Here is a 15,687-nt window from a genome sequence, read left to right on the forward strand (position 1 = left end):
CCGCGGTGGCGACCGGTCTACCAGGTCGCGTCGTCCAGGACCAGCCGGCCCGACTTGCGGTATTCGCGCTGGGCGCCCGCCAGCAGGTCCGCCGTCGACACACCGTCACCCCGGCCCGCCGCCGCGTACGCGGCCGTGACGACCGCGCTGCGGATGGAGCCGCCCGCCAGCTCGAACTCCCGTGCACAGGACGCCGGATCGATGTCGTCGGCGCACGGGACATGGGCCAGGCTGTGCCGCCAGAGCGCCAGGCGCTGTTCCTCGTCGGGGAAGGGGAAGTCGACCACCAGGTCCAGCCGGCGCGTGAAGGCGTCGTCGATGTTGGAGCGCAGGTTGGTGGTGAGCAGGGCGATGCCGTCGAACGACTCCAGGCGCTGGAGGAGATAGGCGCTCTCCATGTTCGCGTGGCGGTCGTTGGAGCTGCTGACCTCGGAGCGCTTGCCGAACACGGCGTCCGCCTCGTCGAAGAGCAGCACCGCGTCCGTACGGTCGGCCTCGGTGAAGATCCGCTCCAGGTTCTTCTCCGTCTCGCCGACGTACTTGTCCACGACGGACGGCAGCTGCACGACGTAGAGATCGAGGCCGAGTTCACCCGCGACCACCTCGGCGGAGAGCGTCTTCCCTGTCCCGGAGTCGCCCGCGAACAGCCCCACCACGCCCCGCCCGCGCCCGCCTCCCGCGCTCAGCCTCCAGTCGCCGAGCACCCGGTCGCGGTGCCGGGCGCGCAGGACCAGTTCCCGCAGTTGTGCCAGCGGGCGGTGGGGCAGGACGAGGTCGTTCCAGCCGACGTCGGGCCGGATGTGGCGGGCGTAGCGTTCGAGGCCCGACGCGGACTGCTGCCGGGCCGCGAGCCGCAGATGCGTTGCGGACAGTTCCGTACCGTCGAACGCGGCGAGGTCCAGTGCCGCACGGGACGCGCGGTCGATACCGCCGGGCCCGAGCCGGTACGCGGCGACGACCGGCGCGAGGTCGAAATCCGGCTCGCCGGGGCCGAGCGCCGCCCGCCAGGCGTCGAGATCACCGGCACGCTGCCGGGGCGCCTCCAGCACGATCGGGTCGCGCCCGCCGTCGTACCACTGCGGGTCGTACGGGCGCGGGTCCGCGAACACCACAGGTACGTCGCTCACGGCGAGCGCCCGGATCAGCTCCTCGGGCTTCTCGGGCAGCGGGGTCACCACGATGGCGCGCCCCGTCAGCCGCGCCTCGCGCAGCAGCTCCCGGCAGGGGAGGCGCTCCCCCGCCGTACGTTCCACCGGCGCGTGGTCGCCGGGGCGTTGGTCCACCGGGTGTTCGCCCGGTGCGAGGTACAGGGCCGGGATACCGGCCGCGCCCAGGGCGACGGTGGCGCAGGCGAGCCCGTCGCCCGCGCGGTGCTCACGGAGGTAGACCGTGAGTGGGCGCTCCGTCAGCTGCTCGGCCAGTCTCCCCACCACCGGGTCGACGCCGTACGCGGTGCCGATGGCCTCCGCGCCCTCCGCACCCTCTCCGGCCGCCGCGCCCGTCGTGTCCGTTTCCCTGGGCCGGTACGGAAGGGGGCGTACGGTCCTGTCCAGCGCCGGGTCCGGGGTGTCGTCGCCCAGCAGATGCGCCACGACCCGGTCGGGAACGCGCAAGGAGCGGCTGAGGAGAGGGCGTTCGGGGTCGTCCACCTCGATCAGGCCCCACGCGAGGAGCCGCGCGGCCGGACGGAACCGGGACCGTCCGGCGGCGGAGTGCACGGGCACCCCGCAGAGGTCGAGGGCGAGCGCGACGGTCGCCCGGCGACGGGTGACGTCGTCATTGAGGTAGCCGTACAGCGACTCGAAGGCGCGGTCCAGGTCGGGCGCCAGCGCGATCAGCAGGATCTGGGTGTCGAGCGGGCCGAGACGCAGCGAGTGGGCGAGCCAGTGGAGGCGATCGTCGTCGCGCGGCTCGAACGTGCCGGAGTCGTCCGGCGTCTCGACCGCTTCGGGCGCGTCGGGACCGCCCGGCCGGTACGCCGTACCCGCGGTGTCCCGCTCGTCCGGCGCGTGCGCGGTGCCCCGCTCCGCGGACCCGTCCCGCCCGTCCGGCCCGCCCGATGCCTCCGGGACGGCGGGATACGCACCCGCCGCAGGCCCGTACAGCAGGCGCCGCACCGCGTCGTCACTCAGATACATCCCGCGCATCGGATCGGCGGCCGTCGGGTCGTCGGCGCTGCGCCGCTCGACCAGGAACGCCACCCGCTCGCGCAGTCCCGCGAGCCGTTCGAGCAACGGCGAGGTGCGGTCCTTCACTTGCGCTGCTCCCGAAGCGTTCCCGTCGTGCCGTGCTGCTTCGCGAAGTCCGCCTTGGCGGTGTTGACGATCTCGGCGCTCTGGTAGCGCGTGGGACTGTCTTCGGGCCCGTCCGTCGCCCGCACCTGGACGCCGAGCCCTTCGGTGACCGGCGGACCGACACTGTACTCGGGGAACGCGAGGAAGGGCGCGGTGATCACCACGTCGAGCGAGGGTTTGAGTTCGCCACCGAGTGCGGACCAGATGTCCGCGAGCGAGCGCGCCTCGGTGTGCACCCCCGCGACGGTCAGCGGGACGGAGAGCCCCAGTGCGGCGAGCGTGCCGGTCAGGTCCTCCTGCGGGAGGATCTCCTTGGGCAGCAGCGTGTGCAGTACGGCGGAGAGCATCCGGTGTTCGTCCTGCGGACGCTTGGTCCAGGCCGTCACGAGATACGAGAGCCGGAACCAGCGCGGCGGCTGGTGCTGCTTGACCACGAGACCCTGCTCGTCACGGAGCGACATCTTGCCGCGCTGGCGCCGCTTGGTGTCCTCGCGGATGTCGTAGAGATACGCGTCGATGGTCGGGGCGTTGCGCCGGGCCGCCCAGTCGCGGCTCGGGGCGTCGAAGGTGACCTCGACCTCGGACCCCGCGAAGGCGCCGCGGGTGAGCAGCCCTTTCAGGATGTCGTCCACCTCGTGGATCACGGTCGCTCTGCCCTTCACTTTCGCCGCTCGTCACGGAATCGTTCGCCGTTCGCCACCGAACGGGCCGTCACGCGGTGACTCGCCACGCGACGATCTGTCGCGTGACGACCTGTCGCTTCATCCGGCGGAACCGTCCGTGGTCCAGCCGGTCGTCCGGCGCCTCGGCACAGAGCACCCGGTCGAGTCCATCGTGGTCGTCCTGACACCCACCTCGCGAGGCACCGGGGGGACGATCAGGGGACACCCCTGCTGCCCCCGCGTCGCCCCTCGCCTGCCCTCAGGGGCCTTGACCCGGCGCACGGACCATCAGATGTAGCCTTCACGCAAGGCATAGGCCACGGCATGCGTACGGTTGCGGAGCTGCAAACGCGTCGTCAGACCGTGCATGACGTTCTTGACCGTGCGTTCGGAGTACGAGAGTTTGGTGGCGATCTCCCCGGTGTCCATCCCCTCGGCCACCAGCCGGAGCACATCGACCTCGCGTGGCGCCAAGCCGGACGCCGCGCCGCCCGACAGGCTGGTCGCGCCGCGCTGCAACGTACCGATCTGGGCCATCAGCCGCCCCAGCAGGTCCGACGGCAGATCCCCGTCGCCCCGAGAGGCCGCGAGGACCGCTTGGAGAAGCCGGTGGCCGGTGGCCTCGCGGCGCCAGACGATCGCGCCGACGCCGTACTCGATCACCTGAAGCAGATCGGCCTCGCGGATCAGAGTCGTGACGAGGACGGCCTTGGTGCCTTCCGCGCGGGTCAGCCGCCTCAGCCGCGACAGCGTGGGTTCGTCGAGCACCTCGGCGAGCACCAACGCGACCGTGCCCGGCCGGCCCGCGCCCTCGTCGACCAGCTCCACCTCGGAGTGGCGGCGAAGCTGGCTGACCGCTCCGTCGTGAGAGAGCGGGTCCGACGCGAGGATCTCCACCGGGATTCTGGCCGGGGTTCGTTGAACCATGCCTGTACGTCCTCGCGTCTTGTCTCTTGCCCAACAGAACACACGTTTCATGCACTTCCACCCTTTCTCCGCCGACAGGACGACCACAACCGTGGCCCACCACGAGACCGACCACGAGATTGGCGGCAAGTGCTCATGACAGCGATACCGGCGACAACGAGTCAGCCGCCGGCCCGCCGGCCCGTCCCGGCCCCGCCGCCGGCCCTGGTCCCCGCCTCGGCCGGACTCCTGGAACGCGGGGCCGCGCTCGACCTGCTGGCCGCGGAGGCCGACCGGGCACGGGGCGGATCAGGACGGCTGGTTCTGTTCCGTGCGCCTACCGGTATGGGCCGCAGCGTCCTCCTGGAGGCCGCCGCCGAACTGGGCGTGAAACGCGGCATGCGGGTCCTGCGTGCCCATGCCTCCGCCGAGAACTCCGGCGTCCCGCTCGCTCTCGTACGGCAGCTGCTGGATCCGCCGCCCGGTCTCGGCGGCCTCGACGACGACACCCCTGAGACCCCGCACCACCTCAGCTACCCTTCCCGCCTGTGGCAGTTGCTGTGCGAGCACGCGGCCGAGTCGCCGCTGCTGGTCACCGTGGACGACGCGCACCTCGCCGACCAGGCCTCCCGGCGCTGGCTGACCGAGAGTGCCCGACGGCTGACCGGGATGCCGGTCCTGATGGTGGTGACCGAGCGCGGGCAGTACGACATCGCTCCGCCGGCACCGGGCCTCGCGCACTCACTGTCCCCCGGCGTGGTGCGGGTGCACGCGGTGACACCACTGAGCCGTTCCGCCGCCGAGGAGCTGGTACGCGGCGCCCTGGGCGCGGACGCCTCCGACGCCTGGGTGGACGGCTGTGTACGGGCGGGCGCCGCCAATCCGCTGCTGCTGCTCGCGCTGCTCGACGATCTGCGGGCGGTCTTCCCGTACGGCGGCCGGGACAGCATCGCGGCCGGCGGCGGACCGGAACCACGGCTGCCCGAGGACTGTGCCGAGCTGTATCCGGGTGCGTTCGTGGCGGCGGTCTCGTGGTGGCTGGAGAGCGCCGGCCCCGGAAGCACCATGGTGGCGCGCGCGCTCGCGGAGCTGGAGCACTCGGAACCGGCACCAGAACCGGAGTCCGAGTCGGACGGCGCCGGGAGGAGGGAGCAACAGGCGGAAAGGGAGGCGGAGTTCGGGTCCGCCGCCGCTCCCCGATTACCCCGCCCCCGGCCGGGGCGGCCCGCGGGCCACGACGAAGCCGGGCCGGACCACGGCCACGGCCACGGCCACGGCCACGGCCACGGCCACGGCGAGGATTTCGTCTGTTTCCTCTCCGAGCTGACGCGGGCCGACCCCGACCGCGTCGGCGGCTGGATCACCGCGATGATCCGGCTCGGGCTGCTGCGCCGCGCCCCCGGCACCGGCCTCCCGCGCCTCGCGCACCCCCTGCTGCGCGGGGCCGTCCTTGACGGCTGGCCACGCTCACAACGGCAGGCCCTGCACCTGCGCGCGGCCGAACTGCGCCAGCGGCGGGGCGACAGGGCCGAGGCGGTGGCCGATCATCTGCTCCGTACCACACCCGGCGATACGGCCGGGGGTTCGGTGTCCGTCGGCAAGACGCTCCTCGACGCGGCGGCCGAAGCGTCCAGGGCCGGCCGGACCGGCGCCGCCGCGCGGTATCTGCGCCGGGCGCTGGACGAACCGATGCCGCGTGAGCACCGGGCGACGGTACTCACCGCACTCGGCGAACTGGAGTTCACCACCCTGCGGACCGGCGGGACACCCCGGCTGGCCGAGGCGCTGCGCCTCCAGGAACAGCCCAGGAACCGGGTGCTGGCCGCGGTCACCCTGAGCAGCGCCCTGACCAGTGGGGGAAATCCGCACGCCGCGCTCGATGTCCTGCGCGATCTGGGTGAGTTGGACGGGGAGCCCGTCCTCGCCCGTACGGTCCAGGCGGCGTCGGCGTTCTTCACCGGCCACGATCCGGAGAGCCGGCGGGCCGCCTACATCGCGCTGCGCGAGCGCGCCGAGCGCACTCCGGAATGGATCAGTCCGGCCCTGTGCGCCCTGCTGATCCGTTACGAGTCGGCGGCCGGGCTGCGGTCCGCCGGATCTGCCGTACGGCGGATCCGGCAGCTGCTGACGGCCCCCGAGGATCCGCTGCTGGTGCCGTATCTGCTGGGTACGGCGGCCGCCGTGGCACAGTGGGCCGACGAGCCGGACTACGCCGAGCGGCTCATCAGGACCGGGCTGACCGAGCACCGGCTGTCGCCGCTGCATCCCGTCCACCAGACGCTGCTCAACGCGCGGGTGGACACCGCCGCCGCACGCGGAGATTACCGGCGGGTGCTGGAGGAGACCGCCGACACGTCAGGGGCCCGGGGCGACGCGCCCCCTACCGGTGCGAGCAACTTCCTGGCCCAGCGCGTCATCGCGCTCGTCGAGCGCGGCCGTCCCGCCGAGGCCGAGCGGCTCATCGCAGGCATCGAGGTCGGTGACGCGCACGACATGAGCGAACTGAACCGGTTCCTCTACGCACGTGGTCTGCTGCGCGCGTCCGCCGGCGACCCGGCGGGCGCCCTGGACGACTTCCGGGAATGCGGCAGGCTCCAGCACAGCCGTGACGCGGAGAGCCCCATCATCACACCGTGGCGCTCGGCCGCCGCCGAATGCCACCTCCTTCTGGGAGAACCACGGGAGGCTCTCGCGCTCGCCGAGGAGGAGAGCCGGTACGCCGCCGTATGGGACACGCCCCGGGTCCGGGGCCGCGCGCTGCGCGTCCTGGGCGCGGCCACCGGCGGCCGAAGGGGTCTCGAACTCACCGGCGAGGCCGTCGGCATCCTGCGCGGCGCCGCGCTCGACATCGAGCTGATCCCCGCGCTGATCACCCACGGCCTCCAGCTCACGGCGGGCGGGCAGCCTCGCCGTGCCCGCCCCCTGCTCAGGGAGGCCGCGGCCACGGCCGAACGGCTGGGCGCGGTACGGCTGTCGGGCAACGCGGAACGGGCCCTGCGCGCCAGTGGCGCCCGCCGCAGGAACACCGCCCTCACGGGCCGGAGTTCACTGACCACGAGCGAACGCCGCATCGCCGCGCTGGCCGCCGACGGCCGGACGAACGCCGAGATCTCCGAACTGCTGCACCTGGCACGGCGCACTGTGGAAACCCATCTGACCAGCACCTACCGGAAACTCGGCATACGACGGCGGGGGGATCTCACGGCCGCGCTGAACGACGATACGGAAGAGCTGACTTGACGACCCGGGGCCGACCGCCTACCGGCCGGAGGAGGGCACCCAACAGGGCCTCACCATGCCCGTTCGGATGTGACCCCGCGCCTTTGGGGCTCTGGCGGTCGTGCGACGCCGTTCGCGACCTGGAACGTCCTGCCGAACCTGCGGGCCGGCGCCGAACGCCGCCCCCTCACCGGCGGGACACGGCGGCCGATACGCCCCCGGAGACCACGGCCCGGTCACCAGCGGGCTGGATTCAAGAAGCACGGAAAGGCGGTACCGGATTTCTCCGATACCGCCTGCGACCTGCGAAAACGCTGGTCGGGACGACAGGATTTGAACCTGCGACCCCTTGACCCCCAGTCAAGTGCGCTACCAAGCTGCGCCACGTCCCGATGTGCGGCATCAATGGGGAGGAAATCCCCCGGTCGACCACACACGAGAACATTACCTCACTCCGAGCGGCGCGAAGACGCGCCCCGTCCGCGCGACAATCGGGGTATGAAGGAGAACCGGCGGGATCGGGACGACGAGGGGCGGGCGCGGAGTGCGCGGCCCCGGGATGGGCTGGGGCGGCCGTTGGCGTATGGGGCTCCTGGGGTGGAGCGGCAGCCCGAGGGGGTGGTCCGTACGCCCGGGGAGACGCTTGCGGAGGCGCAGCGGCTGCTCGACGCGGGGAAGCCGTTCCATGCGCACGAGGTGTTCGAGGACGCGTGGAAGTCGGGGCCCGACGCGGAGCGGGCGCTGTGGAAAGGGATGGCTCAGCTGGCGGTCGGGCTGACGCACTCCGCCCGGGGGAACGCGACCGGTGGGGCGCGGCTGCTGTCGCGGGGCGCGGAGGCGATCGCCCCGTTCCGTGACCCGCACGGTATCGATGTGCCCGGACTGACCGCCTGGGCGCGGGAGTTGGCGGGGCGGGTGGCGGACGGGGAAGAGGTGGACGCGGCCCGTGAGGCGCCTCGGCTGACACCGCTCACCCCCTGAGCAGGATGACGTCGGGCGTCACTCGCTGAGCAGGATGACTTCGAGCGTGCGCGGACCGTGTACGCCCTCCACCCGGTCGAGTTCGATGTCGCTGGTCGCGGACGGTCCGGAGATCCAGGTCAGCGGGCGGGTGGGGTCGAGCCGGGGCATGGCCTGCGGTACGGAGCCGACCACCTGGTCAGCGGTGCGTACGACACAGATGTGATGGTCGGGGACGAGTGTGATGCGGCGCCGTCCCTGGTCGGGGGCCGCGTCCAGGACCAGGGTGCCGGTCTCCGCGATGGCCAGGGCGCAGCCCGTGATCACGCTGTCCACGACGTCCAGTTCCTGGGCCGTGGAGGTGGGGTCGTCCTCGATCCTGACCAGATCGGTGCCCACCGAGGAGAGCGCGGAGAGCCACAAGGCGGGGAGCAGCGGGGGGACGAGGACGGTACGGGCACCGCGTTCGGCCAGGAGGCGCGCGATGAGCGCGGGCAGTTCCTCGCTGTCCGTCCGGTGGACGAGCGCGCGGTAGTCGGCGAGGTTCTCGGCGAGCAGGTCGATCACGCGTTCGTCCGGGGTGTGGGTATCCAGGTAGTCGCGCGCGGCTTCCGGGGCGTCGGGAGCGTCCGCGACGGCGGCACGGATCCTGGCGAGGATCCGCTCCCGGGATCCGCCGCCCCTGCCCGAAACCGCGTCCGAGCCGGTGCCCGAAGCCGCGCCCGTGCCGGTGCTCATGTCCCTGTGTCCTTACGGTTGTTGTGGTGCTTCTTCCACCAGTCGCGGAACGACTCCGGCGGCAGCTCGGGCAGATCGCGCGCGTCGGTCCACGCCCCCGCCCCCGGGAGTTTCGAGGGATGCAGCCGACGTGTCCTCGACGCGGCCCGCTCCCCCGCCGCCATCACGCGCGGATGGTCGAAGACCCAGCCCGCCGCCTTCATCGCGGCCTTCTCCAGCCGGTGCCCCTTGCCGCCCCGGTCCGCGACCCGCTCGCGGAGATGGACCAGTACCTCGGGGATGTCGATGGCGACGGGACACACGTCGTAGCAGGCCCCGCAGAGGGAGGAGGCGTACGGCAGCGACGCGTCGATCTCGCTCCCGGTGCCCCGCAGTTGGGGGCTGAGGATCGCCCCGATCGGGCCCGGGTAGACCGAGCCGTACGCGTGTCCGCCCGCCCGCTCGTACACCGGGCAGACGTTCAGACAGGCCGAGCAGCGGATGCAGCGCAGCGCCTGCCGGCCGACCTCGTCGGCCAGCGTGTCCGTACGGCCGTTGTCCAGCAGCACCAGGTGGAAGGTGCTCGGGCCGTCCGCGTCGTGCGTGCCCGTCCACATGCTGGTGTACGGATTCATCCGTTCCGCGGTCGAGGAGCGCGGCAGCGTCTGGAGGAAGACCTCCAGATCCCGCCAGCTCGGCACCACCTTCTCGATGCCCACCACGGAGATCAGCGTCTCGGGGAGCGTCAGACACATCCGTCCGTTGCCCTCCGACTCGAAGACCACGAGCGTGCCGGTCTCGGCGACCATGAAGTTCGCCCCCGAGATGCCGACCTTGGCGCGCAGGAACTTCTCCCTCAGATGCAGCCGTGCGGCCTCGGCCAGTTCGCCGGGGGTGTCGGAGAGGCCGTCGGGCGCGGGCCGGCCCCAGGCGCCCATCCGGTCGCGGAAGATGTCCCGGATCTCGCCCCGGTTGCGGTGGATCGCCGGGACGAGGATGTGGGAGGGCCGGTCGTCGCCGAGCTGGACGATCAGCTCGGCGAGGTCGGTCTCGTACGCGGAGATGCCCTCGGCCTCCAGCGCCTCGTTGAGCCCGATCTCCTGGGTGGCCATCGATTTGACCTTGACGACCTCGGTCTCGCCGGTGGCCTTCACCAGCTCGGCCACGATCCGGTTCGCCTCGTCGGCGTCGGCCGCCCAGTGCACCACTCCGCCCGCCGCCGTGACCGACTCCTCCAGCCGCAGCAGATAGCGGTCGAGATGGCGCAGTGTGTGGTCCTTGATCCGCTTGCCCGCCTCCCGCAGCAGCGCCCAGTCGTCCAGCTCCGCGACGGCCTTGGCGCGCTTGTCGCGGATGGTGTGGGTGGCGTGCCGGAGGTTGCCGCGCAGCGTCTCGTTGCCGACGGCCTCCTTCGCCGCCACCGGAAACGCCGGCATCCCCAGATACGTACCGCTCATGACCAGGGCTCCTCTTCCGTCGCCGCCAGAATCTCCGCGAGATGTACGGGGCGCAGCGGGGCACCCTCGCGGCTCACGATCCCGCCGAGATGCATCAGACAGGAATTGTCCGCTCCGCAGAGCACCTCGGCCCCGGTGGAGACCGCGTTGCTCACCTTGTCCTGGCCCATCGCGGCAGAAACATCGGAGTTCTTCACGGCGAAGGTGCCACCGAAGCCACAGCACTCGTCCGCGCCCGGCAGCTCCCGCAGTTCCAGCCCCCGTACCGACTCCAGCAGCTTTCGCGGCCGGTCCCCCAGGCCCAGCAGCCGTAGGCCGTGACAGGAGGGGTGGTAGGTGACGGTGTGCGGGAAGTGAGCCCCCACATCCGTCACGCCCATCACATCGACCAGGAACTCGGTCAGCTCGTACGTCCGCGCCGCCAGCGCGCCCGCGGCCTCGTCGCCGATCTTGGGGTAGTGGTGGCGGACCATGGCCGCGCAGGATCCGGATGGGGTCACGACATAGTCGTAACCCTCGAAGGCCCGGGTCATCCGCCGCACCAGCGGCTCGGTCTCACGCCGGTAGCCCGTGTTGAACTGGGGCTGCCCGCAGCACGTCTGCGCCTCGGGAAAGTCGACGTCGACGCCCAGACGTTCGAGGAGCCGTACGGTCGCGATACCGGTGGCCGGATAGACGGCGTCGTTGACGCAGGTGACGAAAAGGGCGGCGCGCATGGGCGGAGCATATGTCGGGCGCGCGGGTGCGCGGAAGCCCCTCGAAGAGCGTGATGGATCATCAGACATCCGATGGATACGGCCTTCCTCCTTCCGTGCGGCGGGGGGCGACGGGGTGACCACGGCGCCCGGCACGGCGTTCGAGGGGCATGGGGCAGACTCGACGGGGTGAGAAAGATCTATGTCATCGGTATCGGCGCGGGCGACCCCGACCAGCTGACCGTCCAGGCGGTCAAGGCGCTCCGGCGCGTGGATGTCTTCTTCCTGCTCGACAAGGGCGACCGGAAGTCCGATCTGATCGGGCTCCGGCACGAGATCCTCCGCCGCCATGCGGGGGAGCCCGCGGGCGAGTCCGGCGACGGGACCCCGGGCGAGTCCGGCCAGGGCCGGGGCTACCGGCTCGTCGAGGTCCGCGACCCGGAGCGGGAGCGCGCGGCCGACGGCGCCGGGTATCCCGGGACCGTGGACGACTGGCGGAGCCGGCGCGCCGCCCTCTACGAGCGCGCGATCATCGACGAGCTGAGCGACGGCGAGGGCCCTGACGAGGACGAAGGGCCCGGCCGCGGCAGCACCGGGGCGTTCCTCGTCTGGGGCGATCCCTCCCTGTACGACTCGACGCTCGCCATCCTGGAAGAGATCCTGGCGCGCGGCTCGGTCCGGTTCGAGTACGAGGTGATCCCCGGCATCAGCAGCGTCTCCGCGCTGGCCGCCGGGCACCGCGTCGGACTGAACCGTGTGGGCGGCCCCGTGCAGATCACCACCGGCCGCCGGCTCGCCGAGGGCTGGCCGGAGGGCGTGGACGATGTCGTGGTGATGCTGGACGCGCACGAGTCCTTCCGGCACCATCTGGCGGCCGATCCGGTCATCCACTGGGGCGCCTATGTGGGGACGGACGACGAGATCCTGGTCTCCGGACGGCTCTCCGAAGTCGCGGACCGGATCGGGGAGTTGAGGTCCGCTGCGCGCGCACGCAAGGGCTGGATCATGGACACGTATCTGCTGCGCCGGGACCCGGGCCTGTCCGACGGAGCTCCGCCGGACAGGCCCTGAGGACCACCACGGCCGGAGCGTGACGCCCGGCCGTGGTGAAACGTTCAAAGGCCCTCCCCGTCGCACTCCCGCCCCACCCCCGCCCCACTCCCCGTCGCCCAGGCGCCCTCTCCATCGCCCTCGACGGTCAGCTCCGCCCCACGAAGTCCCAGACACCCTGCCCGGCCCGGTACACCACGAAGCCCGGCTCCGTGCGGAGATACTCCCCTCCGCGCGGCGCCCTCACCAGCTCGCGGCGCTCGGCGGGCACATGGATCTCCGCCGTCGCGCCCACCGGCACGCGCACCGAGAGCCGCAGATCACGGCCTATCGCGGACCAGTCCACCGAGGCCGTGCCGCGTACCGTACGGATCGAGGTGCGCGCCCAGGTGACTCCGCTCCTGCCGTCGGGCCGTACGGTGAAGGTCCGGTACCCCGCGTCCCCGGGGCGCAGTCCCGCCACGTTCTCGTACAGCCACTGGACGACCGTGCCCTGGAAGTAGTGGTCGCGCGAGCGCGAGTCGACGGGCCACATCTCCCACATGGTGTCGGCGCCGTTGTCGAACCAGTAGCCCCAGCTCGGGTACGTACGCTGGGTGGCGATGGCGTGCGCGACCTCGGGGCGGCCGTGCGCGCACAGGACGCGCAGCAGCACGCTGGTGCCCAGCGCGCCGGTGTTGAGGTGGTCGCCCCGGGCGGCGATGTCGGCGACGAGGCTGTCGAGCACCGGCGCGCGTGCGCCGCTCGGGACCAGGCCGAAGGCGAGCGGCAGGGCGTTGGAGGTCTGCCGGTAGCCGGGGTCCTTCGCGGTCCGGTAGTGGCCCGACGCGGGGTCCAGGAAGGCGGCGTTGAAGGCGTCCTTCAGTCCGGCCGCGGCCGTACGGTAGCGGTCCGCGACCTCGCCGTGGCCCAGCAGTTCGCCCAGTTCGGCCGTCTGGGTCAGCGCGCGGTGCAGATACGCCGTCGCCGTGAGCCGGGTGTCCTCGGGCGGATTGCCGCCGTATCCCGGCGGCAGATAGTCGCCGAGTGCCGTGATGGCGAGGCCGTCCTCCAGCCGGTCCAACTCCCAGTCCAGATAGGTGATCAGGGTGGACCAGTGCTCGCGCGCCACCCGGTCGTCGCCGTAGATCCGGTACATCTCCCGTATCAGGAACGGGTATACGGTCGTCCACTCCGGGGAGGGCCCGAGGTCGCCGTAGCCCCAGCCGCCACTGGGCACGATCACCGGCAGCTGGCCGTCCGGGTTCTGACTGTCCGCCAGGTCTCCGAGCCACTTCGCCAGGAAGCGGTGGACTCCGAAGGCGTACGCCATGATGGGCGCGCCGAGCTGCGCGTCGCCCGTCCAGCCGTTCTTCTCGTACATGGGGGTGTCGGTCGGTATGCCGTGCAGGTTGTTGAGGAGGGTGCGGCGCATCGCGCGGTCGAGCTGTCCGTAGAAGGGCTCCGAGCAGTCGAACGAGCTGACCTCGGCCACTTTCGTATGGACGACCCGGCCCAGCACGTCGGCGGGGCGCGGGCGGCTCGGCAATCCGCTGACCTGGACATAGCGGAAGCCCTTGTACGAGAACGACGGCTCCCAGACCTCGGCGCCCTCGGCCTCTCCCCCGCCGGTCCCGCCGCCCCCGGTCCCGCTTCCGCCGGTCGCACTGCCCCCGGTCGCGCTGCCGCTGGTCCGCGTGCCGCCCGCGCAGATGTACTCGTCGCGCTGGAACCGGCCCGGCACATGCCCGGTCTCGGCATGGACGCTGCCGTCCGCCGTGAGTTTCTCGCCGTGGACGAGCTGGACGACGGTCCCGGCGGGGGCCCGTACGGTCAGCCGGGTCCAGCCCGCCGTCGTACGGCCCATGTCGACGACGTACACCCCGGGCCGCAGCTCGGTGATCGCGGTGGGGGTGAGGGTCTCGATGATCTCGATGGGGTCGTGCGGCTGCGCGCGCAGCGCGCCCTTGGGCGCGGTCTGGGGATTCGGGGCGCGCCAGGAGCTGTCGTCGAAACCGGGCATGGTCCAGCCCTCGGGGGCCAGCCGGGCGTCGTATGTCTCGCCCGCGTAGAGCGAGTTGGTGAGTGTGGGGCCTTCGGTGATGCGCCAGTCGGTGTCGGAGACGACGGTGGTGCGGGAGCCGTCGGGGTGCTCGGCCTCCAGCCGGCACAGCAGCCGGGGTTCGCCGTGCCACGGCGGCTGGTGCCAGTTCCACACGTTCGGGGTGGTCATGCCGTAGAAGCCGCGGCCCAGGGTCACCCCGATCGCGTTGTCGCCGCGTCGCAGCAGCGAGGTCACGTCGTGGACGGCGTACATCACGGTCTCGTCGTAGTCGGTGAAGGCCGGGTCGAGCACCTGACTGCCGATCCGCTTCCCGTTCAACTCGGCTGTGTAATAGGCGAGTCCGCTGATGTAGAGCCGGGCGCGGCTGACCGGTCCGGACAGGGTGAACTCGCGGCGCAGCAGCGGCGCGGGCGCCTCGGGCGTGGCGATCGAGACGCCGGTTCCCCACGGGCCCTGTCCGTAGGGGGCGAGTACGGCCGCCGCGGTCCAGCCGCTGTCGTCGAAGTCCGGCTGTTCCCAGCCCTGTTGCCCGGTTCCGGCGGCGCGCCAGCCGGCGCCGGTGACCAGCTCGTGACGGGTGCCCCGGGCGGTTTCGACGAGCAGCCGGACGAGCAGCCCGGCCGGGTTGACGGAGGCCGCACCGCGGTTGGCGGCGAGGGCGGCGAGGACGATCCGGCCGTCGGTGGCGGACCGTACGGCCTCGGTGACGTCGGCCATGTGTCCGGTGCGCCAGCCGTCCACCTGCTCGGGCGCGTGGAGCACCTGCCGGCCGTTGAGATGGAGGGTGAAATCGTCGTCGGCCGTGGCGAGGACGGTCGCCCGCGCGATGTCCACGCCCCGGACGCCGGGCGGCAGTTGGAGTCCGCCGCGGAACCACCGGGCGCCCACGGGGGCGCCGCCGGTGGTCGCTCCCTCGGTCCAGATCCAGGACGCGCCGTCGAAGCCGGGCGGTTCCGGCGCCTGGTCGGCGCCTATCCAGCGCGCCTGCCACGGCTCGGCGCCGAGCGCGGTCTCCCACCAGCCGGCCGTGCTCCACGGTGAGACGCGTCCGTCGCCGTCCCAGACGCGGACCTGCCAGTGGCAGCGGGTACGGGGCGGCAGCGCGGGGCCCGCGTAGGGCACGGCGACGCTGCGGTCGGAGGCCACGCGGCCGGTGTCCCAGAGGAGTTGGCGACCGGCCGCGAGGGCGCGCGGATCGGTCGCGGCCCGGATCTGATAGGCGCTCTGGCGGGCGCCCCGGGTGTCCGACGCGCCGCTCAGCTCCCAGGACAGCAGCGGGGCCGCGACATCGGTACCGAGGAGCCGCTCGGTGTACTCGACCGTGGCGGTGGCGACACGGAGCCCGCTCCGCCGCCCGCCCGTTCCCGACGAGCCGCCGGACGGCGCGCCCGCGGCGGGGGAGGCGGCGGCGAGCCCCGCGATCCCCACCCCGGCGCCCGCCACGGAGGTGTGCAGAAGACCTCGGCGTGTCCAGCCCATGCCCATCGCGGCTCCCCTTGAATTGAAACGTTTCATGTCCTGCCGGGCATCGTAGGGCCGACCGTGTCCGCGCTACAAGAGGTGTGCGCGGGGCCCCTGGTGCGGACGGGCCACGAGACAGCCCCGCATCACCGCGCATCACTCCGGTACCACCCGGCCTCCGAGACCCGCTCCCGGGCCCGAGCCCCCTGCCGGGTCGAGGAT

Annotated in this window: 10 protein-coding genes and 1 tRNA gene; 3 read left to right on the top strand and 8 right to left on the bottom strand. The window is 72.3% G+C overall.

Annotated elements, in window-relative coordinates:
- Positions 1–17: 17 nt before the first annotated feature.
- The 3 genes from ACIOGX_RS23050 to ACIOGX_RS23060 all read right to left on the bottom strand — a co-directional run bounded on the left by ACIOGX_RS23050 (position 18) and on the right by ACIOGX_RS23060 (position 3,883).
- Positions 18–2,255, bottom strand: a complete 2,238-nt coding sequence (locus ACIOGX_RS23050; RefSeq protein WP_401915745.1) for an ATP-binding protein — start codon at positions 2,253–2,255, stop codon at positions 18–20.
- Positions 2,252–2,938 (bottom strand): DUF4255 domain-containing protein, encoded by a 687-nt coding sequence (locus ACIOGX_RS23055; RefSeq protein WP_401762682.1) that lies wholly within the window; start codon positions 2,936–2,938, stop codon positions 2,252–2,254. Before ACIOGX_RS23055 ends, ACIOGX_RS23050 begins: the two co-directional genes overlap by 4 nt.
- Before the next feature lie 306 nt (positions 2,939–3,244).
- Positions 3,245–3,883 (bottom strand): response regulator transcription factor, encoded by a 639-nt coding sequence (locus ACIOGX_RS23060; protein WP_356508107.1) that lies wholly within the window; start codon positions 3,881–3,883, stop codon positions 3,245–3,247.
- A gap of 135 nt (positions 3,884–4,018) precedes the next feature.
- Between ACIOGX_RS23060 and ACIOGX_RS23065 the strand changes: the two genes are divergently transcribed.
- A complete protein-coding gene (locus ACIOGX_RS23065; RefSeq protein WP_401915748.1) occupies positions 4,019–7,102 on the top strand; it encodes a LuxR C-terminal-related transcriptional regulator in 3,084 nt (1,027 codons plus the stop codon).
- A 294-nt stretch (positions 7,103–7,396) separates the two neighbouring features.
- Here the strand turns inward: ACIOGX_RS23065 and ACIOGX_RS23070 are convergent.
- Positions 7,397–7,473 (bottom strand) — tRNA-Pro (locus ACIOGX_RS23070).
- Between the two features lie 205 nt (positions 7,474–7,678).
- Between ACIOGX_RS23070 and ACIOGX_RS23075 the strand changes: the two genes are divergently transcribed.
- Positions 7,679–8,062: a DUF309 domain-containing protein gene (locus ACIOGX_RS23075; RefSeq protein WP_356508111.1), complete on the top strand. Its 384-nt coding sequence runs from the start codon at positions 7,679–7,681 to the stop codon at positions 8,060–8,062.
- Positions 8,063–8,080: 18 nt separating this feature from the next.
- Here the strand turns inward: ACIOGX_RS23075 and ACIOGX_RS23080 are convergent, their stop codons facing one another.
- The 3 genes from ACIOGX_RS23080 to ACIOGX_RS23090 are packed head-to-tail and all read right to left on the bottom strand — an operon-like array spanning position 8,081 to position 10,931.
- Entirely contained in the window at positions 8,081–8,779 is a 699-nt protein-coding gene (locus ACIOGX_RS23080; RefSeq protein ID WP_401915751.1) for a lactate utilization protein C, read from the bottom strand.
- Entirely contained in the window at positions 8,776–10,215 is a 1,440-nt protein-coding gene (locus ACIOGX_RS23085; protein ID WP_401761908.1) for a LutB/LldF family L-lactate oxidation iron-sulfur protein, read from the bottom strand. Before ACIOGX_RS23085 ends, ACIOGX_RS23080 begins: the two co-directional genes overlap by 4 nt.
- Entirely contained in the window at positions 10,212–10,931 is a 720-nt protein-coding gene (locus ACIOGX_RS23090) for a (Fe-S)-binding protein (protein ID WP_356508117.1), read from the bottom strand. Before ACIOGX_RS23090 ends, ACIOGX_RS23085 begins: the two co-directional genes overlap by 4 nt.
- A gap of 168 nt (positions 10,932–11,099) precedes the next feature.
- On the opposite strand from ACIOGX_RS23090, the gene cobF reads away from it, so the two are divergent.
- Positions 11,100–11,981: a precorrin-6A synthase (deacetylating) gene (cobF, locus tag ACIOGX_RS23095; RefSeq protein WP_401915755.1), complete on the top strand. Its 882-nt coding sequence runs from the start codon at positions 11,100–11,102 to the stop codon at positions 11,979–11,981.
- 127 nt (positions 11,982–12,108) lie between these two features.
- Here cobF and ACIOGX_RS23100 read toward each other — a convergent pair whose 3' ends face one another.
- Entirely contained in the window at positions 12,109–15,489 is a 3,381-nt protein-coding gene (locus ACIOGX_RS23100; protein ID WP_401915913.1) for a family 78 glycoside hydrolase catalytic domain, read from the bottom strand.
- Positions 15,490–15,687 lie beyond the last annotated feature (198 nt).

Origin of the sequence: Streptomyces sp. NPDC088147, assembly GCF_044741565.1 — a bacterium.
In the GTDB taxonomy this organism is placed as follows: domain Bacteria; phylum Actinomycetota; class Actinomycetes; order Streptomycetales; family Streptomycetaceae; genus Streptomyces.

What these genes read in the sequence shown, in the direction of transcription:
- ACIOGX_RS23060 (WP_356508107.1), bottom strand. Translation starts at nt 3,883, where the DNA reads ATGGTTCAACGAACCCCGGCCAGAATCCCGGTGGAGATCCTCGCGTCG.
- ACIOGX_RS23065 (WP_401915748.1), top strand. Translation starts at nt 4,019, where the DNA reads ATGACAGCGATACCGGCGACAACGAGTCAGCCGCCGGCCCGCCGGCCC.
- ACIOGX_RS23080 (WP_401915751.1), bottom strand. Translation starts at nt 8,779, where the DNA reads ATGAGCACCGGCACGGGCGCGGCTTCGGGCACCGGCTCGGACGCGGTT.
- ACIOGX_RS23085 (WP_401761908.1), bottom strand. Translation starts at nt 10,215, where the DNA reads ATGAGCGGTACGTATCTGGGGATGCCGGCGTTTCCGGTGGCGGCGAAG.
- ACIOGX_RS23090 (WP_356508117.1), bottom strand. Translation starts at nt 10,931, where the DNA reads ATGCGCGCCGCCCTTTTCGTCACCTGCGTCAACGACGCCGTCTATCCG.
- ACIOGX_RS23100 (WP_401915913.1), bottom strand. Translation starts at nt 15,489, where the DNA reads ATGGGCATGGGCTGGACACGCCGAGGTCTTCTGCACACCTCCGTGGCG.